We start from the raw sequence: 24,233 nt of genomic DNA on the forward strand, positions 1-24,233 counted from the left end.
GCAACACCACTGCAACCATTCTCTCCGGAGTGTCGGACATCGGCCAAACTTCAGACCCGGTGTGTCGGCGGCAATGCCGGTCAACTCGCGTGGTTTCTCGGGTTTTCAGTTGGTGACGGGCACCGAGGGGATAGAGACGTCGATTTCGGTGCGGCCATCGGCGGCCAGCTGCAGGGCGGTGCGCATCTTCAGGCTTGCGCTTGTGCTGTCGCCGAAGACTACTTTCGCCTTCGCATTTCCGGTGTCGATGACCCCTGCAAGGTTGTTCTCGTCCTTGGCGTGGATCGAGGCCAGGTCGGAGCGCAGCTGTGGTCGGAGTTCTGCCATGAAGCGGATCACTGCGGCCACGGTCTTCTGGTCTGGTGCGCCGTCGGACTCTTCGAGAACGGTCACGCTCTTGGGCGCCTTCTTGACGGTGCCCAGATTGACGGCTTCATCGTCGAAGAGCTTGAATCCGCCTGTCGTTGTGATCGCGAGAACCGGGTCCCTGTCGGTGATTTGGATGCTCAGGCTCCGTGGTCCCGAATAGTGCACCGAGGCTTGCTTGGCCCGGGGAAACGCCTTGAGGACCTTCTTCTCCACCGTGCCGGGTCTCACCCGTGGCAGCGGTGTGCCGCCCTCGGTGTCGAGCACTGATTCCGAGACCTGTTCGTGGTCGACCAGCTCGCTGCCTTTGACGCTGACCTTGTCGAGGGCCAACAGCGGCGAGAGCCAGAGCACGGCTGCGATGACGAGGACCGCCGCGACTGCCCCGATGAGCACGAGACGCTGGCGCCAGACCTGGTTCCGACGTGCACGGATGACCCCGGTGAGGTCCGCGGTCGAGTTGTCACCGGTGCGCGGTTCGGGAAGTGGCGCCACGGTGTTCAGGCTTCCAGAGCGGTGAGCAGCTCAGGACCGAGGATCGTCACATCCCCGGCACCGAGGGTGAGCACAAGGTCGCCGGGGCGAACACGCGCTGCGACGTACGGCACCGCTTCGTTGAATGATTCGACGAAGGTCACGTTCTCGTGTGGGACGCGATCGGCGATCAGCGCACCGGTGACACCCGGAACCGGGTCCTCCCTGGCGGGGAAGACGTCCAGGACGACGACTTCGTCGGCGAGCCCGAGGGCTTCGCCGAACTCGGCCCGGAACTCCATCGTGCGCGAGTAGAGATGCGGTTGGAAGATCGCCCACACCCTGCCCTCTCCGGTGACGACACCGCGAGCTGCGCTGAGCACCGCTCGCAGCTCAGTCGGATGGTGAGCGTAGTCGTCGATGACGCGGACACCGGCCGCGATTCCGCGTTCTTCGAAACGTCGCCGGGTGCCTCCGTAGTTTCCGAGTCCGCTGGCTGCCTTGGCCACATCGGCGCCGAGACTGTGGGCGACGGCGATAGCCGCCGTCGCGTTGAGTGCGTTGTGGGTACCCGGCTGCCTCAGCGCGACTGGCAATGGCTCTGCTTGTCCTGGAACATCGAGAACGAATTCGGAGACCAGACCTGATTGGAGTTCGCGGAGGCGGATATCCGCGGTTTCGGAGACGCCGTAGAGGATGACGGAAGTCCCCTGCGCCCGTGCCTGCTCGGCGACTTCGAGCGAACCTGGGTCATCGGCGCAGGCGATGACGGTGCCGCCGTCGGCACCGATGCCGGCACAGAATTCGACGAACGCTTCCCGTACCTTCTCCGGTGTCCCGTAGTAGTCCAGGTGATCCGCTTCGACGTTGGTGAGGATGCCGATCGTGGGTTCGTAGAGCAGGAACGAGCCGTCGGATTCGTCTGCTTCTGCGACGAAGACGTCTCCTGTGCCCAGATGGGCGTTGGTGCCTGTCGTGGACAGCACTCCCCCGATGACGAACGAGGGATCGAGCCCGCAGGCCTGCAGCGCCACGGTCGTCATGGATGTCGTGGTGGTCTTGCCATGGGTCCCGGCCACCGCCACAGCCCGTTTGTCGGCCATCAGGGATGCCAGTGCACCTGAGCGGTGGAGAATCCGCAGGCCCCTGTCTTCTGCTGCGACGAGCTCGGGATTGTCTTTGCGAATGGCTGAGGAGATGACGAGGGTATCTGCCTCGCCGAGATTGTCCGCCGAGTGTCCGATCTCGACTCTGGCACCCAGTGTCCGCAGCACGTCGACGACCGCCGATTCCTTCGCATCGGAACCGGAGACGGTGACGCCGTTCATGACCATGATCCGTGCGATCCCGGACATGCCCGAACCGCCGATTCCGATGAAGTGGACGGCTCCCAGCTCTGTGGCCGGGACGATTTCAGCTGTGCTCATGTTCAACCTCTCAGAGCGCGAGTGACGATGGTGGCCATGGTGCTGGCGGCAGTGGTCGGATAGTGCAGTTCTAGGGCTGCCTTGCTCATGGCGTCCAAGCGAGCTTGGTCGCTCACCAGGGGCAGGATCTGTTCGGTCACGGTTGACGGGGTGAAGTCCGCATTGTCGACGAGCAGTGAGGCGCCGGCCCTGACGCTGCCGGCGGCGTTGAGGCGCTGTTCACCGTTGCCGATGGCAAGAGGGACGTAGAGCGCGGGAACTCCGACGACGGTGGCTTCGGACACGGTCGCTGCGCCCGAACGTGCCACAAGCAGGTCCGCGACCGCGTAGGCCCTGTGCATTCCATCGACGTAGTCGACGACATGGTAGTCGGGCAGCTGAGCTGCTGCTTCCCGCAGAGCGTCATCCTTGCCAGCACCGGTGATGTGCAGGACCTGCACTCCGTTCTCCTGGCACATCGGTGCCGCTGCAAGGAAGGCATCGTTGATGCGCTGCGCCCCAGAGGATCCGCCGGTGACCACGAGGACGGGCTTGTCGTCGTTCAGACCGAGATCCTCTCGCCACGCCTGTCGCTGGACGGAGTCGCTGCGGTCAAGCATGGAGATCTCGGTCGGCATCGGCATGCCCACCAGTTCGGAATTGCGCAGCTTCGTATCGGGGAAGGTGACTCCGACCATGCCCTGTTTCGTCAGGGCGGCGCCGAGGCGGTTCGCCATTCCGGGCTTCGCATTCGCCTCGTGGACGAACAGAGGGATCTTCGCCTGTCTGGCTGCAATGAACGCGGGTGGGCAGACATAGCCGCCAACTCCGACGACGGCTTTCACTTCTCGTTCGGCAATGATCTGCTTGACGTGCGAGATGTTGGCGGCGAAACGTTTCGGGAACTTCAACGCGACTGGACTGATCGAACGCGGCATGGGTACCTTGTCGATGGTGAGGAGCTCGAAGCCGGCCTTCGGAACAATGTCAGCTTCGAGGCCATCGGCGGTGCCGAGTGCGAAGACGTCCCAATCGGGATGCACCTCACGCAGCTCACGGCCGATCGCCAACATGGGCGAAATATGGCCGGTGGTGCCTCCACCGGCAAGAAGAATGCTCGTCATCTCACTACTTTCTCTTTCTGGCCAGTACGGCGAACGACGATCTGACTCGATCCTTGTGCGCCTTGATCGCTGCCGCGGCGCCGTCTTCGGTCCTGGCGAAAGACAGAACCACCCCGATCGCCAGCAGACATGCGATGATCGACGACCCGCCGTAGGACACGAACGGCAACGGCACTCCGATGACCGGCAGCATCCCGGTCACCACAAAGATGTTGACGGCCCCCTGGCCGATCATCCACGCGAACAGCCCTGCCGTTGCGATTTGGACGAACCTGGATTTCGAACGCATGATGACTCTCACCAATCCGTAGGCCAGGGTCGCAAACAGGACAATGACGATCAATGACCCGAGGAGGCCGAGTTCTTCGCCGATGATGGCAAAGATGAAATCATTGTGCGCTTCCGGCAGCCAGGACCATTTCTCGCGGCTGGCACCGAGACCCACGCCCAGCCAGCCTCCAGATGCCAGAGAGAACAGACCGTGATTGGACTGCCAGGCTTGGCCGGTGATGTCGGAAGCTGTCTGGTCTGCGTGTCCGGTGAGGGACGCAGTGATTCGCTGGAGGCGGTTCTGAGAACTGAACACGAAGAACGTGGTCATCGCCGCAAGGAAGCCGAAGAGCAAGAGAAAGTATTTCCAGGGGAAGAATCCGATGAACAGGCAGACAAGCGCCATGACCATCAGAATCAGGGCCGTTCCCAGGTCATTGCCGGCGACTATGAGACCGACGGCGACTGCGATGCCAGGGACGACGGGGATCATGGCGTGGCCGAAGGTCGTCATCTTCCCGGCCTTCTTCGCCAGGACACAGCCAAGCCACACGGCCAGAGCGATCTTGAGGAATTCGGATGGCTGAAGCTGGATGCCACCGAATTGGATCCAGTTGGCATTGCCCTTCGTGGACTTTCCAAGACCGGGCAGGAAGACCAGAGCCTGCATGAGAATGCCGAGCCCCATGGCTGGCCAGGCGAGTTTTTCCCACCAGCGCAGGGGGAAGAAGGTGGCCGTGACCATGAGGACGATGCCCACCGCTACAAATCCGGCCTGCTTGTTGAAGTAGGCAAAGGATGATCCTTCCCCTCCATCGTAAGAAGTGATCGAGGACGCTGAGAGGACCATGACGAGTCCGAGGGACGTCAGTGCGAGGACTGAAACCAGAACCAGGTAATAGGTCGTCAGCGGGTAGGCAGAGACTCGGTCGAACTCACGGCGCACCGAAGACAGCATTGCCCGAACAGCTCCTGCCCGAGGATGATTCCGAGGGTGAGACGTCTTGGCGCTGCGCACGCTCGTAGTCTGTTTGCCGTTGCGAGCCGAACTCGTGCCGACGTTCTTCTTCGGTTTGGCCTCCTTTGCGGCAGCAGTGGCCATCTTCGGCCCTGTCCGCTTCGAGCCAGCTGTGGTCTTCGAAGACGACGCTTTCGCGGTCGCGGTGTTCTTCGCGGTCGCGGTGTTCTTCGCGGTCGCGGTGTTCGGCGACTTCGCGCTCGGCTTCGCTGCAGTCTTCTTCGCTGCGGCATTCGTATTCCCAGCAGGGCCCACGGCTGGCTCGGCCGACCTGGTCGATCGGAGACGGCGTGACTGAGATTTCGCGGTTGTCTGCCGTCCCATGTCAGTTCCCCAGGTGAGCGTGGACAGCCTGGGTGAAGAGTTCACCCCGAGTGTTGTAGTTGAGGAATTGGTCCATGCTGGCCGCCGCGGGAGCCAGCAGTACGGTATCGCCTGTGCGGGCGATGTCTGCGGCTGCATCCACTGCCGCAGCGACCACGGCTTCGCCCCGGCGTCGGGGTACGCCCGAGTCCACGGCGAGAGCTGGTTCGATTCTGATCACGTCGAGATCTGGAACTGTCGCCGCGATGGCATCCCGGAAGGCTGAGTCTTCGGCTCCGATGAGCACGAGTGCTCGGAGCCTGTGGCCGTGATCGGCGAAAAGTGAGGTGAAGTCCGCCCCTTTGGGCAGTCCCCCGGCGATCCAGACGATCGAATCGAAGCTGCCGAGCGAAGCATTGGCTGCGTGGGTGTTCGTCGCTTTCGAATCATCGACCCAGGTGATCCCGTTGCTCTCCGCGACGGTGACCATCCTGTGGGCTCCAAGCGAGTGGTTCCTCAGTCCCTCCGAGATCGCCTGACCCGGTACCCCGATGCTCCGTGCCAGGGCTGCGGCTGCGAGTGCGTTCGACACCTGGTGGTCTGCCGGCGCACGGCCGGGAACACCAGCCGCCGCTGCGACATCGTCTAAGGAGGCGAGTTCAGCGGCCGAGGAGTATCGCTGCGGGATGAAAGCGCGATCGACAAGCATATCCTCGACGACGCCCACCTCCCCCGGTCGTGGGATGCCCGTGGTGAAGCCGATGGCTTTGGCACCGTCGACGACATCGGCTTCTTCGACCATGTGCAGTGTCACCTCGTCGGCGACGTTGTAGATGCACGCGGTCTTGGCCTGGTGATAGATCTTGGCCTTATCGGCCTCATAGGCATCGGCGCTGCCGTGCCAGTCCAGATGATCGGGGGCGATGTTGAGCACAGCGGCAGCATCGGCGCTCAGCGAATACTGCCAGTGAAGCTGAAAACTCGAGAGTTCGATCGCCAGCACCTCGAGTCCGGGCTCGAGCACGGCTTCGAGAAGAGGTGCACCGATGTTGCCGCAGGCCTTGGCCTTGCGACCATCGGCCAGGAGCATGGATTCGAGCATCGTCGTGGTCGTCGTTTTGCCGTTGGTGCCGGTGATCGCCAGCCATTTGGCGTCGTTGGTGCCACGGATCCGCCAGGCCAACTCGACTTCACCGATCACGGGCACACCCGCCTCGGCGGCGGACAGAAGCAAGGGGTGGTCGGGACGCCAGCCAGGCGAAGTCACGACCAGATCGAGCGGCTCCTCCGGCAGGCGGGAGACGTGCTCTTCTCCGCGCCGGATATCGACGTCGAAGACCTCGAGGATCTGAGCCTTCTCGCTGACGTCTGCCTGATCATCGCCGTCGACGACGATCACATCGGCACCGCGTTCGCCGAGATGGACAGCAGCGGGAAACCCTGTCACACCGAGACCGGTGACGAGGATCCGCAACCCGTCCAAGGACGAGCTCGGCCCCACGAGTGCGGCTGGGATCGCCTCGGCGTTCGGATAATCGGTAAGGGGATTCTCAGCCAACGCGAGACACCCATTCGGCGTAGAAGAGACAGATTCCGGCGATGACGAAGAGTGCGGCGATGATCCAGAACCGGACCACGATCGTGACCTCTGCCCACCCCTTGAGTTCGAAGTGATGTTGGAGCGGAGCCATTCGGAAGACGCGTTTTCCGGTGGTCTTGAACGACACGACCTGGATGATCACGGAGAGTGTGATGATGACGAAGAGTCCGCCGAGGACGACGAGCAGAAGCTCAGTCCGCGACATGATCGCGAGACCGGCGATTGCGCCGCCGATGGCCAGGGAACCGGTGTCGCCCATGAAGATCTTCGCGGGTGAGGTGTTGAACCATAGGAAGCCGAAACACGCCGCTGCCATGGCACCGGCGACCATTGCGAGGTCACGTGGATCGCGCATGTAGTAACAGGCGTTCGTGGCATCCGTCATCAGATTGCAGTTCTGCGTCGACTGCCATGTCCCGATGACGACATAAGCGGCGAAGACGACGACCGAGGCGCCGGCGGCCAGTCCGTCGAGGCCGTCAGTCAAGTTCACCGCATTCGATACCGCGGTGACGATGAGGTTGGCCCAGATGACGAACAGGATGAGTCCGAGCACTGCGGATCCGAATGCCAGGTCGAGGTTGGTGTCGCGAATGAACGACACCTTCGTCGACGCCGGGGTTTCACCGAAGGAGTTCGGGAACTGCAGCGCCAACACGGCGAAGGAGATTCCGACGAAGGCCTGGCCCAGGAGCTTGGGCACCGGTCGCAGACCCAGGGAGCGCTGCTTCTTGATCTTGATGAAGTCGTCGAGGAAGCCGACAACGCCGAGTCCTGCGGCCAGCCAGAGGACGAGAAGTCCGGAAGCAGTGGGCACGGATCCTGTGAACAGGTGTCCGAGCAGGTAGGCCAGGACGGCGGCACCGATGATGACGACGCCGCCCATGGTCGGTGTGCCACGTTTCGTGGCGTGTGAGGTCGGACCGTCATCACGGACGAACTGGCCGTAGCCTCGCTTGACCAGAACACGGATGAACAGCGGCGTGCCGACCAGTGCCAGGATCAGTGCCAGGCAGGCGGCGAGCAGTACTGCGATCATTGGGCCCCCGATACACCGGCGATTTCATCTCCGAGATAGCGCAGACCGGCATCTCTGGAGGATTTGAACAGGACGATGTCCCCGGGTGCCAGTTCCGCACTCAGCAGGTCCTTCGCTTCGGCAGCGGTCGCGACCCAAGCCGCTTCGTTGCCCCAAGAACCTTCGAGGTTCGCTGCGTTGAAGATGGGCTTCGCTCCGTCACCGACGACGATCGTGCGGGTGATGTTGAGTCGCACGACGAGTTCGCCGATATCGGAGTGTGCAGAAACGGATTCGTCGCCGAGCTCCAGCATCTCGCCGAGGACGGCGAACGTCCGACGTGGTCGGCTGTCTTCGTCGCCGCGGCCCATCGACGCCAGCGTCTTCAAGGAGGCTCGCATGGATTCCGGGTTCGCGTTGTAGGCGTCGTTGAGCACGGTCACGCCCGACGGTGAGTCGATGAGCTCCATGCGCCAGCGGCTCGCGGCCGAGGAGGTTGAGAGCGTGGTCACGATGGACTTCACGCCCACCCCACAGGCGTGGGCGATGGCTGCCGAGGCAAGGGCATTGCCAACGTGATGTTCACCGATCAGAGCCAGACGAACGTCCTGCGGCTCCTCTCCTGGCAGGTTCAGCGCGAAAGCGGCGTGTCCTGAGGCGTCTGTCGTGACGCCTGTTCCACGGACGACGGAGTCCTCATCGGCAACCCACTCGGGCAGCGATTCCCGTTGTGAGAACCACAAGGTCTCAACCTCAGGTGAGAGGACCTCACGCATCCCGGCGACTCGTGAGTCGTCGGCGTTGAGGATCGCGACAGATCCTGCAGTGAGCGACTCCACGAGTTCGGCCTTGGCTCGGGCCGTGTTATCGATCGAACCGAAGACGCCCGAGTGGGCGGTGCCGACCGCGAGTTCGACAGCGATGTCGGGGCGGACAAGGCTGGTCAGGTAGGCGAGGTTGCCGATGGAACGGGCACCCATCTCCAGGACCAGGAACCGCGTGGTCTCCCCCGCCTGCAGTGCAGTCAAGGGCACGCCGACCTCGTTGTTGTAGGAGTTCGGCGGCCACACCGTCTCGGCTTCGCCGGCGAGCAGGTCGGCAGCGAGATCCTTCACTGTGGTTTTGCCGACAGAACCGGTGATCGCGATGACCGTGATCTCACCAACCTCGCGCAGTGCCTCGATGTTGGCCTTGGCCAGCTGGCCAAGCGCTTCCGTGGCATCGGAGACGTGAACGGTGGGCAGGGTCGCATCGTCGAGGGTGGGAACGGATTCGCCGATGATCAGCGCTGCGCCTGCCTCCACGGCCGCTGCTGCGAATTCGATGCCGTCGAAGGACTCACCTCGGCGGGCAACGTAGATATCGCCGGGTCCGACTTCTCTCGAATCGGTTACCACTCCGGCGGACAATTTGGTCTCGGGGTCTACGCCGTACAACTCGCCGGAGACGGCGGTTGCTATTTCGGCTGCACTCAGTCGCTTCATATCAACTGTGAACTTTACCTGTTTGTGCGCCGCCAAGTCGCGCGCTGAGCGCCGAGCGTGTCCTCGACCGGTCGTCGAAGTCGGTCACCACCCCGCCTGCGGACTGCCCGGTTTCGTGCCCCTTCCCTGCGATGAGCACGGTTGTGGAGGCTCCGGCAGCAGCGATCGCCTGGTCGATGGCGGCCCCTCTTTCTGCCACTTCAATGACTTTCTTCACACGTGCACCTCCGGTTGCGATCTCAGCATCGATGCCATCTTTGATGGCGGCCCGGATTGTTGCCGGGTCCTCGGTGCGCGGATTGTCGTCGGTGAGAACGATCACGTCGGCTCCCCGAGCGGCTGCCTGGCCCATTCCGAATCGCTTCCCTCTGTCCCGGTCACCCCCGGCCCCGAAGACGATCACCAGTTCGTCGCTGTCGGCGTGGAGTGACTCCAGGGCCTTCTCGATCGCATCGGGGGTGTGGGAGTAATCGACGATCGCGCGTGGGAGAAGTTGCGGATGAGACTGGCCCTCGGCGCGTGGTCCACTGACGTCGATGATCTCCATCCGCCCGGGGACAGATGCGACGAAGGTTCGACCGATTGCGTTGATGTCGCTGGCCGGAATTCCGGCTTCCAGCAGCATTGCTGCGGCCAGTGCAGTGTTCGTGACGTTGAAATCTCCCGGCAGAGGGGATCGCAGTGCGATGCCCTCATCACCGGGTCCGTCGAGGTGGAGGATGAAGCCTGATTCTCCTGGAGTGTGTTCGATCCGCCAGTCGCTGCGATCGTCGCGTCCCAGCGTGCGCACCGGCACCTGTGCCGCCTCGACCATCTTCTCGCCCCACCTGTCCTCGACGACGATGACGGCGGTGTCGGAGAAGGCGCGAGTGAACAGCTCGGCTTTGACGCCGAAGTATTCGTCCATTGAATTGTGAAAGTCGAGGTGGTCCTGGGAGAGGTTCGTGAAACCTGAGACAGCGAAGTGGGCACCGTCGACGCGGTGCTGGCTCAGCGCATGTGAGGACACTTCCATGGCACAGGTGTCGACATCAGCGGCGCGCATCTTCGCAAACAGGGCATGCAGTTCGGGAGCTTCCGGAGTCGTGCGCACGCTCGGCTCGGTGACACCGGCGATCAGCGTCGCCACTGTCCCGATGACACCGGTGCGATGACCGAGGGCCTCAAGCATGCCGTCGACCAGATAGGTCGTCGTCGTCTTTCCGTTGGTTCCGGTCACACCGATCAGCTGGGGGCGCCCCGAGGTGCCGTACACGGCGGCCGAGACATAGCCCAGAACGGCCCGCGGGTGCTCCACGATCAGCCCGGTCACCTCGGCGAGAGTCTGCGAGTCGATGCTGTGGGCGATCATGTCCCAGCCGGTCGCGTCGGTGAGGATCGCGGTGACCCCGCGAGCAATGAGATCCGGTGCGAACTTCGCTCCATGGACGTTCGCGCCCGGCAGCGCGGCATAGAGGTGGCCAGGCGCTACCGTGCGCGAATCGTGAGAGACTCCCCCGACCTCGCGATCGGGATCTCCATGAATGGTTCCAGGGGCTGCTGGCAGCAGCTGTGAGATGCGCATTATTTCCATTCTCGAGCAGGGAGCTGGGGATCTGCGGTCGACGGTGGGATCTTCAGGTGCCGCATGGCGAAGCCGGCGACATCGGAGAATACCGGAGCGGCGGCGCTTCCACCGTAATAGCCGTTTCGGGGCCGCTGCAACGTCACAGAGATCGCGATCTGCGGGTCCTCGGCGGGGAGGACGCCGACGAAGGAGGCTGTGTAGCCGTCGTAGCCGCCACCCTCGGCTGCCGGTGCCTGCGCGGTTCCTGTCTTTCCCGCCACCCTATAGCCGGAGACCTGCGCCGATTTGCCGGTGCCCTTGGCGACGACGCCTTCGAGCATGGACAGAGTCTGGTCAGCGGCCTTCTTGCTGATGACGCGTTGAGGTTCGCCTGCCTGATTCGGGATCGTCTTCCCTGATGGGGAGACCGTTCCATCGACGAGCTTCGAGGGGACGTGCACTCCGCCGTTGGCGATGGTCGCGATGACATCGGTGGTCTGTACGGCGTTCGCGGCCACGCCCTGGCCGAACATCACCGTGTATTTTGTACGGCCGTCCCACTCCGGGTACGGGTGGAGGATGCCAGATGTCTCGGCAGGGAACTCGATGCCTGTAGGCGAACCGAAGCCGAACTTCTTCAAGTAGCCGTATCGCTGTTCTTCTGAGAGTTCATTCCCGGCCAGAATGGTGCCGGTGTTCGAGGATTCGGCGAGGATTCCGGCGAAGGTGAGCTTCTCATCCGGGTGCGAGTGCGAGTCCCGGAATTCCTCTCCGTTGGGAGCCTTCCATTTGTCTGGGACCGTGAACTCCTGTTCAGGGGTGACCAGACCCTGGTCGAGCAGAGCTGCGGCAGTGACCATCTTTGCGGTCGAGCCGGGTTCGAAGACGTCGGTGAAGATGCGCGACCCACGGTCGGTGCCGCCCACTTTGCCCGGTGAATTGGGATCGACGCTGGGTGCGTCTGCTGCGGTGAGGATCTTGCCGGTCTTGATGTCCTTGATGACGATCGAGGCTGATTCGGCCTCATTTTCCTTCCGCTGCTCCTCGATCGCCTGCTGGGCGTAGTACTGCAGTGCCGGGTCGATCGTCGTCTGCAGGCCCTTTCCATCGATGGCATTGCGCGTGTTGTTGTCGCCGAGCGGGATGATCTCGCCTCGAGCCCCGCGTTCGTACTGCTGTTGACCGTCGCGACCGTTCAACTGGTCGTTGTAGGCCATCTCCAGGCCCGCCTGAGGCTGGCCGTCCGAACTGAGGAATCCCACGAGGTTCCCTGCCACTGCACCTGATGGATAGGAGCGCACGGCGTATTCCTCGGCGGAGAGGCCGAGGATGTTGAGCTTCTTCACGGCTCGCCAAGTCTCAGAGGTAAGTCCCTTGGCGACGGGATTCCACCGTTTGTCGCCGACAAGTTTCGGGTACAGCAGTCCGGGGTCGGTGTCGAGGGGCTTCGCCAGGGCCTCTGCTGCTCCCCAGGCACCGACCAGTTTTCCGTCAACCTTGTACTGGGCCACGTTCTGCTGGTCCACGACGAGCTGATATCGGGAGACGCTGTCGGCGAGGACCGTGCCGTCGGAGGCCAGAATCTGCCCCCGCGAGGCCGGCAGAGTCTTGGTGACGAGTCGGTTGGACAGTGCCTTCTCGGCCAGTTTCATCGAATCCATGCCCTGGATCGAGATCAGCCGTCCGGAGGTGACGAGGAGAACCAGGATGGACAGAGCCGCGATCAGTGCCATCCGCAGGCGAAGGTTGGGTTTGCCTCGTCCGCCTTTTTTCTTCACCCGAGTGGCTCGTGGGCCCATTGCACTGTCCTTGGTCCTTGCTTGTCGGCGAATGGCTGTCGGACTCTCCTTATTTCGGAGTTTCCTGTGCCGGTGGCGCGATGTCCTTGCTGGGACTGCCCCCGACTACTGGCAGCTTCTCATCCGATCGTAGATTGGGACGGAGGTCTTCGCGGGTATTGGCACGCGGTCCGGGGACAACTGTCGGCTTCTTTTCTCCGCTGACGTCGATCGGAGGTGCATCGATGATCTTTCCGGTCTCCGCATCGAGGAACTCGGGCGAGGAGTCGCGGACCAGTCCGAGCTCCTCGGCTGCGATCGAGATGTTCTGCGGAGATTCGCGGTACGAATTGTCTTCGACCAGTCGATCCTTCTGCTCGGCCAACTGTTCCTTCTCGGAATTCAGTTGGTCGATCTGATACGAGGTGTGGGAGATGAAGATGTTGAGCAGCAGCACTGCCACGAGGGTGGCAACGAGGATCGCCACGCAGAGCATAGAGAACGGGACCCTGGCCTTCGGCAGCTCGAACTTCAGGAGCTTGAGCCGAGGAGGTACCGGCCGACTGGCGGACTCTTCGAGGCGCCGCGTCCGTTCAGTGACGCGGGGTTGGCGGATGGCCGCTTGAGCGTTCCTCACGATCTTGCCTCCCTGATCTTCTGTACTGCACGCAATCGCACACTCTTGGCGCGAGGGTTCCTGTCTGCTTCGTCACTGTCGGCCAGTTCCGCACCGCGAATGATTTCGGACAGCCACGGTTGGAGTTCCTCGGGGACGACGGGCATGTCCGGCGGCGCCGAGGTGGTGGTTGCGGAACGGAATATCTTCTTCACGATCGTGTCCTCGAGGGACTGGTACGACTCGATGACCGCCACTCCCCCGATATGCAGTGCCCGCAGAGCCTCCGGCAGAGCTGTCCGCAGCACTCCGAGTTCGTCGTTGACTTCGATGCGCAGGGCTTGGAACGTTCGCTTCGCGGGGTGGGACTTCTTCTTCGTCTGGGGAAGAACCCGTCCCAACATCGCTGCGAGCTGCTCCGAGGTCTCCCAGGGCGCATCCTCACGGTCGGTGACGATGATCTTCGCGATCCGGCCGGCCATCTTCTCTTCGCCGTACTCACGGAGGATGCGCCGGAGTTCAGCTTCGGTGTAGGTGGCCAGCACCTCGGCGGCGGTCAGGCTCTGGGTTCGATCCATTCTCATGTCCAAGGGCGCCGGACGGGAGTAGGAGAACCCTCGCTCGTCCTCGTCGAGCTGCAGGGACGACACCCCGAGGTCGAGGAGAACGGCGCTGATGTGATCGACGCCGAGGTCGTCAAGTATCTCTGGGATCTCGTCATCGACGGCATGGACGATGTCGATGCGGTCGGAGAAGGGCGCAAGTCGCTTCGTGGCGATATCGATGGCCTGGGTATCGCGATCGACTCCGATGAGGTGAACATCGGGGAAGGCGGTGAGGACCGCTTCGGAGTGTCCGCCCATCCCCAGTGTTCCGTCCACGACGATCGGTGCGTGACCATTGTCTCTGGCGGCCTGGACTCCGACCCCGATGAGCTCGACCACGCGCTCCAGGAGCACTGGTACGTGCTGATCGTTCATAGGTGAGTCCTTCGTGGGTGGTGGTCGTGGGGGTGAACTGCTGGAGCCAGAACCTTGTCCGCCGCTGCCCTGGCACCGGGGAAGTGTGTCAGGACTGCCGAACTTCGGAAACGGGGAAGTTCCCCGAAACTCGAACACGGCGGGCAAGGATCAAACCCGAGCAGAATCAGATCACTCCTGGAATCACCTCGTTCTCACGTTCAGCGAATGCCTGCTGAGCGCCGACCAGGTAGTTATCCCATGTCGGTGAGTCCCAGATCTCGACGCGGTTGCCCATGCCGATCACCGCAACTTCCCGTTCAAGTGATGCGTACTGCCGCAATATGTTCGGGACCGTGATGCGCCCCTGTTTGTCCGGTTGATCCGCAAAGGCCGCCGACAGGAATACACGCTGGTAGTCGCGAGCTTCCTTATTCGTCTTCGGCGCGTTCTGGATTCGCTCATGCTCGGCTTCGAATTCCGTGGTGGGGAACAGGGTGAGGCAGTTCTCCTGTCCACGGGTCAATACGAGACCGGGCGAAAGCTCCTCCCGGAACTTTGCGGGCAGGATGAGCCGACCTTTGTCGTCGAGCTTCTGCAAATGAGTGCCCAAGAACATGTCGTCTCACCCCTTTCGAAACCCAATTGGCTCCGATAGCAACCACAGTACTCCACTTCCCTCCACCCAATCTAGTGGTTTGCCCCTACGACACCCTTGCGACCTATAAAACCCCAGGTCAGATTGGTGGAGGAAAGTGGGGAAAATTTGCGGTCGGCGAGTCGGAAGTGGTGCGCAGTGGGCCTTTTGCAGCGCATTTCGACCGCCAGGGCCTCCTCAACGCCGAGTCCACAAGGTGGCCAGATCCCTGATTTTCCGCGGGAGACCGAAGCCTCGAGCTCCCCGGGGAGGGAAGTGGGGAGGGAAGTGGGGGTCTCCGGTGGAGCGAAGTGGGGAGCGATGTGGGGAGCGAAGTGGGGAGCAATGTGGAGGGGGCTGGTGGAGCCAAGTAGGGAGCGAAGTTGGGGCCCGTTCTGCAGGGCAGGGAAAGGCAGCTGCGCAGTCCCCCGACACCGGCACCGTGGCTGAGACACCAGTATCAGACCCCCATGCCGGCGCGACCGGTGACGCAGAACGCGGCTGCCCGCACGGGCCGAATGGTGACCACCCGAAAGGTCGAGCGATGACTACCCGAACGGCCGAACGATGCCCGTGTGGATGCAGGAGACGGGATAGGGGACAATGGGATCATGTCGATCAGCCAAGAAGGTACTCAGGCCAATTCCGTGATCGGTGCCGAGCACATCGAATGGGTTCAGCAACTCACCTCACGGGCACGCACAGCAATGAACGCCGTCCTCGAAGGCAAGGATGAAGCAGTCGGACTGTCCCTGGTTGCGCTCCTTGCCGGGGGCCACGTCCTCCTCGAGGACGTGCCCGGAGTCGGGAAGACTCTGTTGGCACGAGCCATGGGCAAGGTCGTCGATGGTTCGGTCAGGCGCATCCAATTCACCCCCGACCTGCTGCCGACTGACGTAGTCGGCGTGAACCTGTTCAATCAGGAGACCCGGCACTTCGAGTTCCGGCAGGGCCCCGTGTTCGCCAATATCGTCATCGCCGATGAGATCAACCGCGCTTCCCCCAAAACTCAGTCCGCGATGCTTGAGTGCATGGCCGAAGGTCAGGCCACCATTGACGGCGAGACCTACCCGATGCCATCGCCTTTCATCGTCGTCGCCACTCAGAACCCGATCGACATGGAAGGTACATACGCGCTTCCCGAAGCACAGCGGGACCGCTTCATGACTCGAATCTCGCTGGGCTACCCCGAAACTGCTGACGAGATCGACCTCCTGGACAACCAGATCGAGCACGATCCGCTTTCCAGCGCAACTCCGGTGACCAGCCTCGAGCAGATCAACCAGGCCCGGGGAATCGTCCGACATGTCAGTGCAGCCAGAGAGCTGCGCGAATACATCGTCGCCATCCTCCATGCCAGCCGCAACGACGAGGCCATCCTTCTCGGCTGCTCGCCCCGAGGCGGTGTCCACCTTCTCCGCGCGGCCAAGGCTCGCGCCGCGCTCTCGGGACGGACCTTCGTGACTCCGGATGATATTCAGGCTCTGGCCCCCTACATCTTGGCTCACCGGATCATCCCGCGCGATGGTGACGATTCGGAGCTGGCAGCCGAACTGATCGGCCGTCTCCTGGCCCGCGTGCCCATTTCGACGGTTCAGTGACCACATGCGTCTGAGCACCTCAGGAATCATCTTCGTCCTCGCCGGAGTCGCACTGATCATCACCGCGTATCGGTTCGCACTCCCCGGGCTGCTGCCTGCTGGAATTCTGCTTCTCGCACTGGTCATCCTTTCGGCGCTGCTGATCACCTGGGGCGCCCGCCGCGTTTCGATCACACTGCGGACTGGACTGCCTACTGTGGCACTGCCTCAGTCAAGAGACCGCTACCCGCTTGCCCACGAGGGGAAAGAGGTCCAGGTCGAGGCACTGGTGACCAACACCGGACGTCTGGCCATCCCGTCCTCGACAATCAGCTTCGTGGCTGGCGAGGGCTTCGGCGATTCCACTGTCGGGCAAGTTCCACCTCTGGCACACGGAGCTTCTCAGACCGTCCTGACGTCCTTCACCCCGAATCGTCGTGGTCTCAGCGGAGTGGAAACTGTATTGATCACTGTCTCTGGCCCCTTCGGCCTTGTGACGAGGAAGAAGAAGGTCATCGCCGGCTACCCGGTAGCTGTCTCAGTGCCGATCCTTCCCGCACGGATTCCCACTGACTCGGCGATCAGACCGGCCCGCTTGGATGACGGCAAGGTCCGTGCCGGCCACACTGCTCGGGACTTCCACACGCGAGAATACGTTCCCGGAGACGATCTCCGACACGTCCATTGGCCGAGCACCGCGAAGTCCGGTGAGCTCATGGTCCGTCACGAAGCCGACGAGGAGACGCTCTACGCTCTCATCGTCGTCGATCTCGAGGGTGACGGTGACCGACCGGACGCCCTTGAAATCGAATTCCTCCTGGCCGCGGCGGCCGCAGCCGGCACGGCTTTCCTGCGTGCTGGCTACGAGGTCTTCGTCGTCACACCCGGCCATCAGATCAGGTTCAAAGGACAGCGCGATATCGACAGACTGCGATTGCTCACCGCCCTCGTCGAGGCCGGCCGAGTGCAACTGCCTTCCCATGACAACCCCAACCACATCGTCATCTGCGCCGTCGACGACGCTCGCGGGAAGGAGCTGGCGGCCCAATTCTCCCGGCGCGTTCCGGTGACCGTCCGAAGCCTCGACGACATCAATGACCTGACGATGGTGGGACTGAGCGAGGATCTGCCCGAATCATGGACCGCATTCGATTCGAAGCGGGTGAAGCGATGAACCCCGAAACATCAGAGAGTGCAGACAGACATTCCCCGGCTTGGCTCGAGGCCTGTGCAGTATTCGTAGCCATGGTCTTGGCCGCGATCGGACTCTCCGCCGTCTTCTCCGACTTCGCGTGGCTTCCCTCCGTGCTCATCTCGATTCTCCTGATCGTTCTGGTCGGCGCGATCTTCCGCAGTGTCCCGGTCCTTCGGGCCACCGGAGCTGCCGTCATCGCGCAGTGCGTGGTGGGTCTGATCGCAGTCCTCGTGCTATGTGCACCGAGCACGCTCATTCTCGGCGTCGTGCCCACCGGCAGCTCATTCACCACCGTGATCGATCTCCTGTCCTCGGGAGTCAGCGACCTGTACGCAACGACTCCCCCAGCGCCCAGCACTCCTGGCTTCACCACGATGCTCACGATCGCGTTCACTCTGATCACCATCCTCATCGACGGACTCGTCTCCGACCTCAGAGCTCCTAAGGTGAGCGGCGTTCTGCTCCTGGTGCTGTGGATGATCCCGGTCTTCTTCGCCCCCACCCAGGTGAGGTGGTGGCACGTCGTCGCCATCTTGGCGGCTTTCCTCATCCTCATACTCAGCCCCTACTTCCCTGCAGCGAAGTGGCGCGGCGGTCTGACCGCAACCGTGGCTGGAGCTGTGGCCGTTGCAATCGGCATCGGAGCTCCCGTGCTCCTGCCGGAGGTTCCGACCCTGCCTGATCGCGCAGCGAGCGACAAGGGCGATCTCACCGTGACGAACCCGTTCCTCGACCTGCGTGCCGATCTCGGTGACCGCGACGATTCGACCCTGTTCAACTACACCACTTCGGAATCCGAAGGGCAGCCGATCAGGCTGACCTCGATCAACTCCTTTGACGGCCAGTCGTGGGCACCGACCCCGTTCCCGCTCGACCCCTTTGCGATCGCGAACGAGGGATTGCCCTGGCCGCAGGGACTGCCACGTGAGAAGAACTACAACGAAGAGCGCATCGACGTCACAGTCTCTGACGAATACGATCAGCAGTATCTTCCCACCCCGTACGCCCCACAACAGCCAACTGGCTTGGACCGGCGCTGGATCTATGACGAGACGTCGCTGACAATCGTCGGCAATGGCGAGAAGTCGGGTGGACAGGACTACTCGATGGAGTATCTCTCCATCAATCCCGATGTCAACGATCTGCAGAGCGCGGCACCGGTGAACTCCAGCGATTTCGAGACGGAACTCGAAGTTCCCGACAGCCTGCCGGGCAGCGTGAAGGAAACCGCTGAGAAGATCACCGCGGACGCAGACAACCAATGGGAAGCCGCCGTCTTGCTCCAGGCCTACTTCCGAAGCGGCGACTTCGAATACTCGCTGGATGCTCCCGAAAAGGCCAGCGGAGATGCGATCTCTGACTTCCTCGTCGATAAGAAGGGGTACTGTGTTCAGTTCTCGTCGGCCATGACGATCATGGCTCGGACGATGGGAATTCCGGCACGCATCGGCGTCGGTTACGGCGAAGGCACCAAGAGCGGTCAAGGCTTCGAGGTCAGCATGCAGGATTCGCATGCGTGGCCGGAACTGTACTTCGAGGGAGCCGGATGGGTCCGCTTCGAACCCACTCCAGGCGGTCCAGCCGGCGAGCCGCCGAAATGGACGGTCGCCAGCGGCAGCACCGGAGGGGACTCCGAGGAGGATTCCGAAGAGACCTCGTCACCGTCTGAGGAGCCCACAAAGGGCTCTGAGGAATCGGAAGCGGCGGAATCCGAGAGCTCCAGCCCCGAAACAACAGCGGCTGGGGAACCAGCTGGTGCGAATCTCGGTACGTACCTGTGGGCGGGTCTCATCGTGCTTGCGATCGTGCTGCTTGCGGCGATTCCGGCTCTGTGGAGACTCATTCTGCGTCGTCGACGCACACGTGACCCTGACAAACTTGAGAAGGTCTGGACGGAGATACGGGCGCTGTCGACCGACTATGGTCAGAGCCTCGACCCCAGCCGAACGTTGCGATACAACGAACTCGTGTTGGCCAGCAGAGCCGGTGGAGGGACCGCTGAATCCGAGGACCCCACTGCGGAACCTGGTTCTTCGTCTTCTGACGCGCGTGGCGATTCCAGTGATGGATTCACCGCGCTGCGCAGCCCGGCCCCGCCGTCAGGGTCACGCAGCGCCGGCGATGACACTGCATTGTCAGCCTTCGTCGACGCTCTTGAAACCCAGCGCTACGGCGCGAGTGAGAAGAGCATCTCGTCAACAGAGGTCAGTGCCCTCATCGACGAGGTCAGGACCGACCTCGCAGAAAACGCGTCTCCCGGAAAAAAGATCACCGCCAGAATCTGGCCGGCAAGCATCTTCAATCCACCGCGCTGATTGCGATGCCCTGTTGCTGCCCCGGATGCCTTCCGCGTCCGGGGCAGCAACTATTCCATGACTGCGTCCGTTCGAGGCAGCGCATGTTCAAGGTGCCATCGTTGCAGCCCCCATTGGGCGCGGCTCTCCCGGCCGCCATCTGATGACCGCAGGTGTCCTCCGAGCGCATCGGAGTGCCCCTACCCGTGGACTGTACCTGCGGACGCCGACACAGGCCGAAGACGATGCGAGACGGCGCTGCCTATGCCGAAGCCAACGCGTCATGATTCCTGCTGATTCCGATGCACTATAGAGCACGAAAAAGCGCCCTCTCTGCAGAGGACGCTTCACTTGGGTGGATTGTGTACCAGGCCTTAATCGCAGGGTATCCGCGAACAATGACGATCGGCTCACAAGTCATCCGTCTGCCAATCAGTCTCGGCAGCCAGTCTCAGCGGCTCGACCGAGTGCCGCGAAAATCATTCGCCGCGCTGGCGCTTCTCCCACCGGTCTTCGATCCGATTCATGAAACCGGACGGCCCCTTCGCTTCAGACTGGGGACCTTTCGACGGCTGAGCTCGCTTGGCTTTGTCGCCCACCTGACGCGGACGGCTGAAAGCCCAGTACATTCCGGCAACCATCAGCCCGAAGCCGACGACACCGAGGATGATCCACCATGTGCTGTTCGTCACCATCGAAATGGCGAAGATCACTGCGGCGAGTCCTACAAGCGTGAGCAGAATACCCAGCACGAATCGCTTCGCGGAGAACCCCGGCCCATTAGCTGCTGCCTGGGTTTCTGAAATATTGCGTGCGAAACGTGGGTCTTCACTGCGCAGCTGCTTCTCCAACTGATCGAGCAGCTGCTGTTCGTGATCGGAGAGTGGCATCTCGAACCCCCGTTTCCTTACTATGGCCTGATGACACAATCATAGTCTCTGAACACTGAAAAAACATCTTGAGGACCGTTGCATCCCCTGGATTCTCACTGCGTCCTCAGACTATGAGGCACCTCACCTCCTAAACGTGGTCAGGACCCGTATTTTCGGGGTCAGGGTGCCTTCTGAGCAGAGACGCCTGCGAGATCGAAGCGGTCCCGAATTTTTTCCGCACATCGTCAAGAGCAACCTCTGCTTCCCTGCCTGAGTGCTCGGCCTCGTCAAGTTTCGCCTGTCTGCCGCTGGCTGCGAAGTCCATCAGACCGGCTGCGCGGATACCCAGCAGGCGCACTCCCTTGGATTTCTGCTCCCGCAGGTTCCTCATTGCCGGCCGCAAGGCCTCATAGATCTCACGGGCGAGGTCGGTGGGAGCATCAAGAGTGATCGATCGCGACAATGTGGTGAAATCACCGAGTCGATATTTCAGCCCCAAGGTGGTGGCGACCTTGCCTTCGGCCCGAACCCTGTGCGCAACTTTGTCAGACAGCCGCAGCAGCTCGTGCTCAAGCTGACTCAGATCCCAGACGTCGTCATTGAAGGTGTGCTCAGCGCTGATTGACCGGTCCTTCACCTGCCTGTCCATACCATGTGAGTCCAGTCCGTGGGCGCTGCGCCACAGATGATGGCCGTGGGCGCCGAATACCCGACCTGCCCACGCTTCGTCGACTGCGGCTAAGTCCCCGATCAGACGTATGCCGTACTTGAAGAACCCATCCTTCGTCTTCTCCCCCACTCCCGGAAGCGCTTCGATCGGCATCGGATCGAGGAACTCTTGAGTCGCCGACAGCGGGACGAGCAGTTGTCCGCGCGGTTTGGCACGGGTGGATGCGAGCTTCGCCACGACTCGACTGCCGGCGATCCCCACAGATGCGTTCAGCCCCGTCTGTGCTTCGATCTCGGCTCGAAGCTCGGAAGTGATCACCACCGGCGATCCCAATCTGCGCACCGCTGCTGACACGTCGATGTACGCTTCGTCGACACTCACCTGGTGAAAATCAGGTGTCACCTCGCCCACCAGGTCGAAGACCTTCTGGGAATACGAGGAGTACAGGCCATGCGAAGGAGGAATCACCTCGGCGAAGGGACAGAGACCCATCGCCCGACCCATGGGCATGGCCGCGTGCACGCCGAACTCACGAGCCTCATAGCTCGCCGAAACCACGACGCCCCGCCCGCTGCGACCGCCGACGATAACGGGTCGACCGAGAAGTTCCGGGCGGCTCAGAAGCTCCACCGACACGAAGAAAGAATCCATGTCCAGGTGGAGCATCGTGGCTCCGGCATCGTCCGTCCCGAGACGGCTGAGATCGCCACCGGATCGTGACAGCTGTTTACGACTCATCGAGCACTCATGTGTCTGCGTTGGCTCCTTTCGGCTCCCGTCGCCGAGTCCGGGTAGTCTGTAGTCATGGTAACGCGCGCCACTGTCATGACATTGCCCCTCGCCGCCGCTCTCCTCCTCGCAGGATGTTCTGGACCGGCCAACGAGGCGGCCGAAGGATCACCCACTCCGGAGAAGACCCAGTCTTCGGCCGCAGCCTCGACGTCCGAAGGTTCGGAGGCTGCGAGCAGCGATCAGCCGAGCAAGGAATCCGAGGCTGCCGACACCGACGTCGAAGATCTCCCGAAATACCTCAAGCCCTACCCGGACTCGACTGTGCTGTCGAGCGCCCGTGCGAAGGCCGAGAACGGAGCCGATTCAGGAAAGCTCGAAGAGGTCAGCCTAGTCATGAGCGCCAAGGCCGAGCCCAAGGACATCTTCACGTTCTATTCCAAGGCCCTGAAGAAGGCCGGATTCGAAACGTATGGCGACGAGATCAAGACGAAGAGCGCCCAGGTCGTGAACTTCCGACACAAGGACAATGAAGGACTGCTCGTCGTCACAATCGCCAAGGACCCCTCAGAGAAGGCGAATTCGATCGTGACGGTCGGCGGGAACATCGTTCCATGATGGGTGCCGATTCTCCGTCAGCGGTTAGGGCGGAGACCGCGGAGACACCAGAGGCTTCCGACCGGAACCGCACCATCGAAGCCCTCGAGTCACCCGAATCCATTGCGGCCGAGGTATCGACGAGAATCGAAGGATTCCTCGCATCGAAGGCGGCCGAGTTCCTCACGATCTCACCCGATGCGCACGACATCGGGCGTGCGCTCCTCGACTTCACACGGGGCGGGAAGATGATCCGTCCGGTCCTGCTGTGGTGGGGCTACCAGCTGGCAGCCGGAGACGATCCTTCAAGGGACAGGATGACCGGCGGCGTCGCCGAGGCCGCCGGATCACTCGAACTTCTCCACGCGGCCGCTCTCATCCATGACGACGTCATCGACCATTCCGATACGCGTCGCGGCAAGCCGGCACTGCATCGCCAATTCGAGTCCCATCACGCCGAACGCAGCTATCAAGGCGGAGCCGAGCCCTTCGGAATCGCGGCCGCCATCGTCGTCGGAGACATCTGCCTCGCCCTCAGCGAAGAGCTCTTCGAGAGGTCCCAGACAGTCCTGGGCATCACGCCCTTGGCACGAGATCTGCGTGCCACGCTCCGCAGGGACGTGATGGTCGGGCAGTACCTCGACGTCCTGGCCGAGGTGGTCCCGCTTGAGGACGAACGCATCGGAGAAAGGGCCTGGGAGGTTCTCAGCTACAAGTCCGCGAAGTATTCGGTCGAACAACCACTCCTTCTCGGCGCGGCCTTGGGAGGTGCCGACGAGGAACAGCTTGCGGAGATCTCCAAGTTCGGATTCCCGCTCGGGCAGGCATTCCAGCTTCGCGACGACGTGCTCGGCATCTTCGGCGATCCCGCTGCCACCGGGAAACCAGCCGGCGATGACATCCGTGAGGGCAAACGCACCGTGCTCATCGCCGAGAGCATGAAGAACCTTCGCCCTGAGCAGGTTCAGGTCATGGCCGAGCGTCTGGGAGACCCGCATCTCTCCGATGACGAGGTCGACGAGTGCGTGGTGATGCTCACCGAATCGGGCGGTCTCGACGCGGTCGAATCCTTCATTCGGACCAAGTACGACGAAGCACTGTCCGTCGTCCGCGAATGGGCGGATAGAGGTGCCCACGCTGACACAACACGGACAACGATCGGCGCCACGGCCCAGAGGCAGCTCGAGGGATTCGCCAAGTCTCTCAGCTATCGGACGAGCTGAGAGACCCTGCTGAGCGACTAGAAGGCTGAGGTATCAGAAGGCCAGGGCCTGGGCCCGCCGTCTGACCTCTTTGCGATTGCCCGCCCGCAGCAGATCGATGGGACGCCCTGGCAGAGAATCATCCGGGGTGAAGAGCCAGGCGATGGACTCGTGGTCGTCGAAGCCCGCATCCCGCAATGTGCTCAGCGTGCCCTTCAACGGGGTCAGCACCGAGCCGTCGACGAAGAACGCCGTCGGCACCTTCATCACTTTGGGTGTCCCGTGCTTATAGCCGCAGATCGCGCCGTCTTCCAAGAGCCTGCGCACCTGCATGATGCCAAGACCCGTCGACTCGGCGATATCTGGCAATGTGGCCCAATCCTGGACGAGTTCTTCCGTATTCACATCCTCAAGCCTAGCAATATTTGAGAGAAACACCCCGCCATGCGGAGTCGAATGCTCGGGTGCAGGCCGGGCACTCGATAGTCTGGAGTG

Annotated in this window: 21 protein-coding genes; 6 read left to right on the forward strand and 15 right to left on the reverse strand. The window is 62.2% G+C overall.

Going from position 1 to position 24,233, the window contains the following annotated elements; genetic code table 11:
* Positions 1-105: 105 nt before the first annotated feature.
* From FO013_RS17145 to ftsW, 4 genes are read right to left on the reverse strand one after another with little or no spacing between them, the layout of a single operon-like run.
* On the reverse strand, positions 106-861 hold the full coding sequence (locus FO013_RS17145) for a cell division protein FtsQ/DivIB (protein ID WP_143923779.1): 756 nt from the start codon (positions 859-861) through the stop codon (positions 106-108).
* A gap of 5 nt (positions 862-866) precedes the next feature.
* On the reverse strand, positions 867-2,267 hold the full coding sequence (murC, locus tag FO013_RS17150; RefSeq protein ID WP_143923780.1) for a UDP-N-acetylmuramate--L-alanine ligase: 1,401 nt from the start codon (positions 2,265-2,267) through the stop codon (positions 867-869).
* A gap of 2 nt (positions 2,268-2,269) precedes the next feature.
* Complete coding sequence (locus tag FO013_RS17155; RefSeq protein ID WP_143923781.1) at positions 2,270-3,370, reverse strand: UDP-N-acetylglucosamine--N-acetylmuramyl-(pentapeptide) pyrophosphoryl-undecaprenol N-acetylglucosamine transferase; 1,101 nt, start codon at positions 3,368-3,370, stop codon at positions 2,270-2,272.
* Positions 3,371-3,374: 4 nt separating this feature from the next.
* On the reverse strand, positions 3,375-4,598 hold the full coding sequence (ftsW, locus tag FO013_RS17160; protein WP_260848229.1) for a putative lipid II flippase FtsW: 1,224 nt from the start codon (positions 4,596-4,598) through the stop codon (positions 3,375-3,377).
* 79 nt (positions 4,599-4,677) lie between these two features.
* Here ftsW and FO013_RS22950 point away from each other — a divergent pair, with 79 nt between their 5' ends.
* Positions 4,678-4,956, forward strand: a complete 279-nt coding sequence (locus tag FO013_RS22950) for a hypothetical protein (protein WP_260848230.1) — start codon at positions 4,678-4,680, stop codon at positions 4,954-4,956.
* Between the two features lie 27 nt (positions 4,957-4,983).
* Here FO013_RS22950 and murD read toward each other — a convergent pair whose 3' ends face one another.
* The 8 genes from murD to mraZ form a co-directional block, all read right to left on the reverse strand.
* A complete protein-coding gene (murD, locus tag FO013_RS17165) occupies positions 4,984-6,519 on the reverse strand; it encodes a UDP-N-acetylmuramoyl-L-alanine--D-glutamate ligase (protein WP_143923783.1) in 1,536 nt (511 codons plus the stop codon).
* Positions 6,512-7,600 (reverse strand): phospho-N-acetylmuramoyl-pentapeptide-transferase, encoded by a 1,089-nt coding sequence (gene mraY, locus FO013_RS17170; protein WP_143923784.1) that lies wholly within the window; start codon positions 7,598-7,600, stop codon positions 6,512-6,514. The genes murD and mraY overlap by 8 nt, the downstream gene beginning before the upstream one ends.
* Positions 7,597-9,063 carry a UDP-N-acetylmuramoyl-tripeptide--D-alanyl-D-alanine ligase gene (locus tag FO013_RS17175; protein WP_143923785.1) on the reverse strand — a complete coding sequence of 489 codons (1,467 nt, stop codon included), beginning with the start codon at positions 9,061-9,063 and terminating at the stop codon, positions 7,597-7,599. The genes mraY and FO013_RS17175 overlap by 4 nt, the downstream gene beginning before the upstream one ends.
* Position 9,064: 1 nt before the next feature.
* The gene (locus tag FO013_RS17180) at positions 9,065-10,627 is read right to left on the reverse strand and encodes a UDP-N-acetylmuramoyl-L-alanyl-D-glutamate--2,6-diaminopimelate ligase (RefSeq protein ID WP_143923786.1); all 1,563 of its coding nucleotides are present in this window, start codon (positions 10,625-10,627) and stop codon (positions 9,065-9,067) included.
* Positions 10,627-12,408: a peptidoglycan D,D-transpeptidase FtsI family protein gene (locus FO013_RS17185; RefSeq protein WP_143923787.1), complete on the reverse strand. Its 1,782-nt coding sequence runs from the start codon at positions 12,406-12,408 to the stop codon at positions 10,627-10,629. The genes FO013_RS17180 and FO013_RS17185 overlap by 1 nt, the downstream gene beginning before the upstream one ends.
* A gap of 49 nt (positions 12,409-12,457) precedes the next feature.
* On the reverse strand, positions 12,458-13,024 hold the full coding sequence (gene ftsL / locus FO013_RS17190; RefSeq protein WP_143923788.1) for a cell division protein FtsL: 567 nt from the start codon (positions 13,022-13,024) through the stop codon (positions 12,458-12,460).
* Positions 13,021-13,983, reverse strand: coding sequence for a 16S rRNA (cytosine(1402)-N(4))-methyltransferase RsmH (rsmH, locus tag FO013_RS17195; protein ID WP_143923789.1), 963 nt, complete (start codon positions 13,981-13,983; stop codon positions 13,021-13,023). Before rsmH ends, ftsL begins: the two co-directional genes overlap by 4 nt.
* 166 nt (positions 13,984-14,149) lie before the next feature.
* The gene (mraZ, locus tag FO013_RS17200) at positions 14,150-14,581 is read right to left on the reverse strand and encodes a division/cell wall cluster transcriptional repressor MraZ (protein WP_143923790.1); all 432 of its coding nucleotides are present in this window, start codon (positions 14,579-14,581) and stop codon (positions 14,150-14,152) included.
* Between the two features lie 629 nt (positions 14,582-15,210).
* On the opposite strand from mraZ, the gene FO013_RS17205 reads away from it, so the two are divergent.
* From FO013_RS17205 to FO013_RS17215, 3 genes are read left to right on the forward strand one after another with little or no spacing between them, the layout of a single operon-like run.
* Positions 15,211-16,200, forward strand: a complete 990-nt coding sequence (locus tag FO013_RS17205; RefSeq protein ID WP_143923791.1) for an AAA family ATPase — start codon at positions 15,211-15,213, stop codon at positions 16,198-16,200.
* A 4-nt stretch (positions 16,201-16,204) separates the two neighbouring features.
* Positions 16,205-17,353 carry a DUF58 domain-containing protein gene (locus tag FO013_RS17210; RefSeq protein WP_143923792.1) on the forward strand — a complete coding sequence of 383 codons (1,149 nt, stop codon included), beginning with the start codon at positions 16,205-16,207 and terminating at the stop codon, positions 17,351-17,353.
* A complete protein-coding gene (locus tag FO013_RS17215; protein ID WP_143923793.1) occupies positions 17,317-19,689 on the forward strand; it encodes a transglutaminase TgpA family protein in 2,373 nt (790 codons plus the stop codon). The genes FO013_RS17210 and FO013_RS17215 overlap by 37 nt, the downstream gene beginning before the upstream one ends.
* A 458-nt stretch (positions 19,690-20,147) precedes the next feature.
* Here FO013_RS17215 and FO013_RS17220 read toward each other — a convergent pair whose 3' ends face one another.
* Together FO013_RS17220 and dinB are read right to left on the reverse strand one after the other, a co-directional pair.
* Positions 20,148-20,558 (reverse strand): DUF3040 domain-containing protein, encoded by a 411-nt coding sequence (locus tag FO013_RS17220; RefSeq protein ID WP_143923794.1) that lies wholly within the window; start codon positions 20,556-20,558, stop codon positions 20,148-20,150.
* Positions 20,559-20,688: 130 nt separating this feature from the next.
* Positions 20,689-21,948, reverse strand: a complete 1,260-nt coding sequence (gene dinB / locus FO013_RS17225) for a DNA polymerase IV (protein WP_143923795.1) — start codon at positions 21,946-21,948, stop codon at positions 20,689-20,691.
* A gap of 66 nt (positions 21,949-22,014) precedes the next feature.
* Here dinB and FO013_RS17230 point away from each other — a divergent pair, with 66 nt between their 5' ends.
* Both FO013_RS17230 and FO013_RS17235 read left to right on the forward strand, forming a co-directional pair.
* Positions 22,015-22,557 (forward strand): hypothetical protein, encoded by a 543-nt coding sequence (locus FO013_RS17230; protein WP_260848231.1) that lies wholly within the window; start codon positions 22,015-22,017, stop codon positions 22,555-22,557.
* Positions 22,554-23,759: a polyprenyl synthetase family protein gene (locus FO013_RS17235; protein ID WP_143923796.1), complete on the forward strand. Its 1,206-nt coding sequence runs from the start codon at positions 22,554-22,556 to the stop codon at positions 23,757-23,759. Before FO013_RS17230 ends, FO013_RS17235 begins: the two co-directional genes overlap by 4 nt.
* 33 nt (positions 23,760-23,792) lie before the next feature.
* On the opposite strand, the gene FO013_RS17240 is transcribed toward FO013_RS17235, so the two are convergent.
* Entirely contained in the window at positions 23,793-24,143 is a 351-nt protein-coding gene (locus FO013_RS17240; protein WP_143923797.1) for an Rv2175c family DNA-binding protein, read from the reverse strand.
* Between the last annotated feature and the right edge of the window lie 90 nt (positions 24,144-24,233).

This window comes from Brevibacterium aurantiacum (genome assembly GCF_007558825.1).
GTDB lineage: Bacteria > Actinomycetota > Actinomycetes > Actinomycetales > Brevibacteriaceae > Brevibacterium > Brevibacterium aurantiacum_A.

Coding starts and splice junctions, on each gene's coding strand:
- rsmH (WP_143923789.1), bottom strand. CDS start 13,983: ATGAACGATCAGCACGTACCAGTGCTCCTGGAGCGCGTGGTCGAGCTC.
- FO013_RS17220 (WP_143923794.1), bottom strand. CDS start 20,558: ATGCCACTCTCCGATCACGAACAGCAGCTGCTCGATCAGTTGGAGAAG.
- FO013_RS17230 (WP_260848231.1), top strand. CDS start 22,015: ATGGTAACGCGCGCCACTGTCATGACATTGCCCCTCGCCGCCGCTCTC.
- FO013_RS17175 (WP_143923785.1), bottom strand. CDS start 9,063: ATGAAGCGACTGAGTGCAGCCGAAATAGCAACCGCCGTCTCCGGCGAG.
- ftsW (WP_260848229.1), bottom strand. CDS start 4,598: ATGCTGTCTTCGGTGCGCCGTGAGTTCGACCGAGTCTCTGCCTACCCG.
- FO013_RS17185 (WP_143923787.1), bottom strand. CDS start 12,408: ATGGGCCCACGAGCCACTCGGGTGAAGAAAAAAGGCGGACGAGGCAAA.
- FO013_RS17215 (WP_143923793.1), top strand. CDS start 17,317: ATGGACCGCATTCGATTCGAAGCGGGTGAAGCGATGAACCCCGAAACA.
- FO013_RS17210 (WP_143923792.1), top strand. CDS start 16,205: ATGCGTCTGAGCACCTCAGGAATCATCTTCGTCCTCGCCGGAGTCGCA.
- FO013_RS17180 (WP_143923786.1), bottom strand. CDS start 10,627: ATGCGCATCTCACAGCTGCTGCCAGCAGCCCCTGGAACCATTCATGGA.
- mraZ (WP_143923790.1), bottom strand. CDS start 14,581: ATGTTCTTGGGCACTCATTTGCAGAAGCTCGACGACAAAGGTCGGCTC.
- dinB (WP_143923795.1), bottom strand. CDS start 21,948: ATGAGTCGTAAACAGCTGTCACGATCCGGTGGCGATCTCAGCCGTCTC.
- FO013_RS17205 (WP_143923791.1), top strand. CDS start 15,211: ATGTCGATCAGCCAAGAAGGTACTCAGGCCAATTCCGTGATCGGTGCC.
- murC (WP_143923780.1), bottom strand. CDS start 2,267: ATGAGCACAGCTGAAATCGTCCCGGCCACAGAGCTGGGAGCCGTCCAC.
- FO013_RS17235 (WP_143923796.1), top strand. CDS start 22,554: ATGATGGGTGCCGATTCTCCGTCAGCGGTTAGGGCGGAGACCGCGGAG.
- mraY (WP_143923784.1), bottom strand. CDS start 7,600: ATGATCGCAGTACTGCTCGCCGCCTGCCTGGCACTGATCCTGGCACTG.
- FO013_RS17155 (WP_143923781.1), bottom strand. CDS start 3,370: ATGACGAGCATTCTTCTTGCCGGTGGAGGCACCACCGGCCATATTTCG.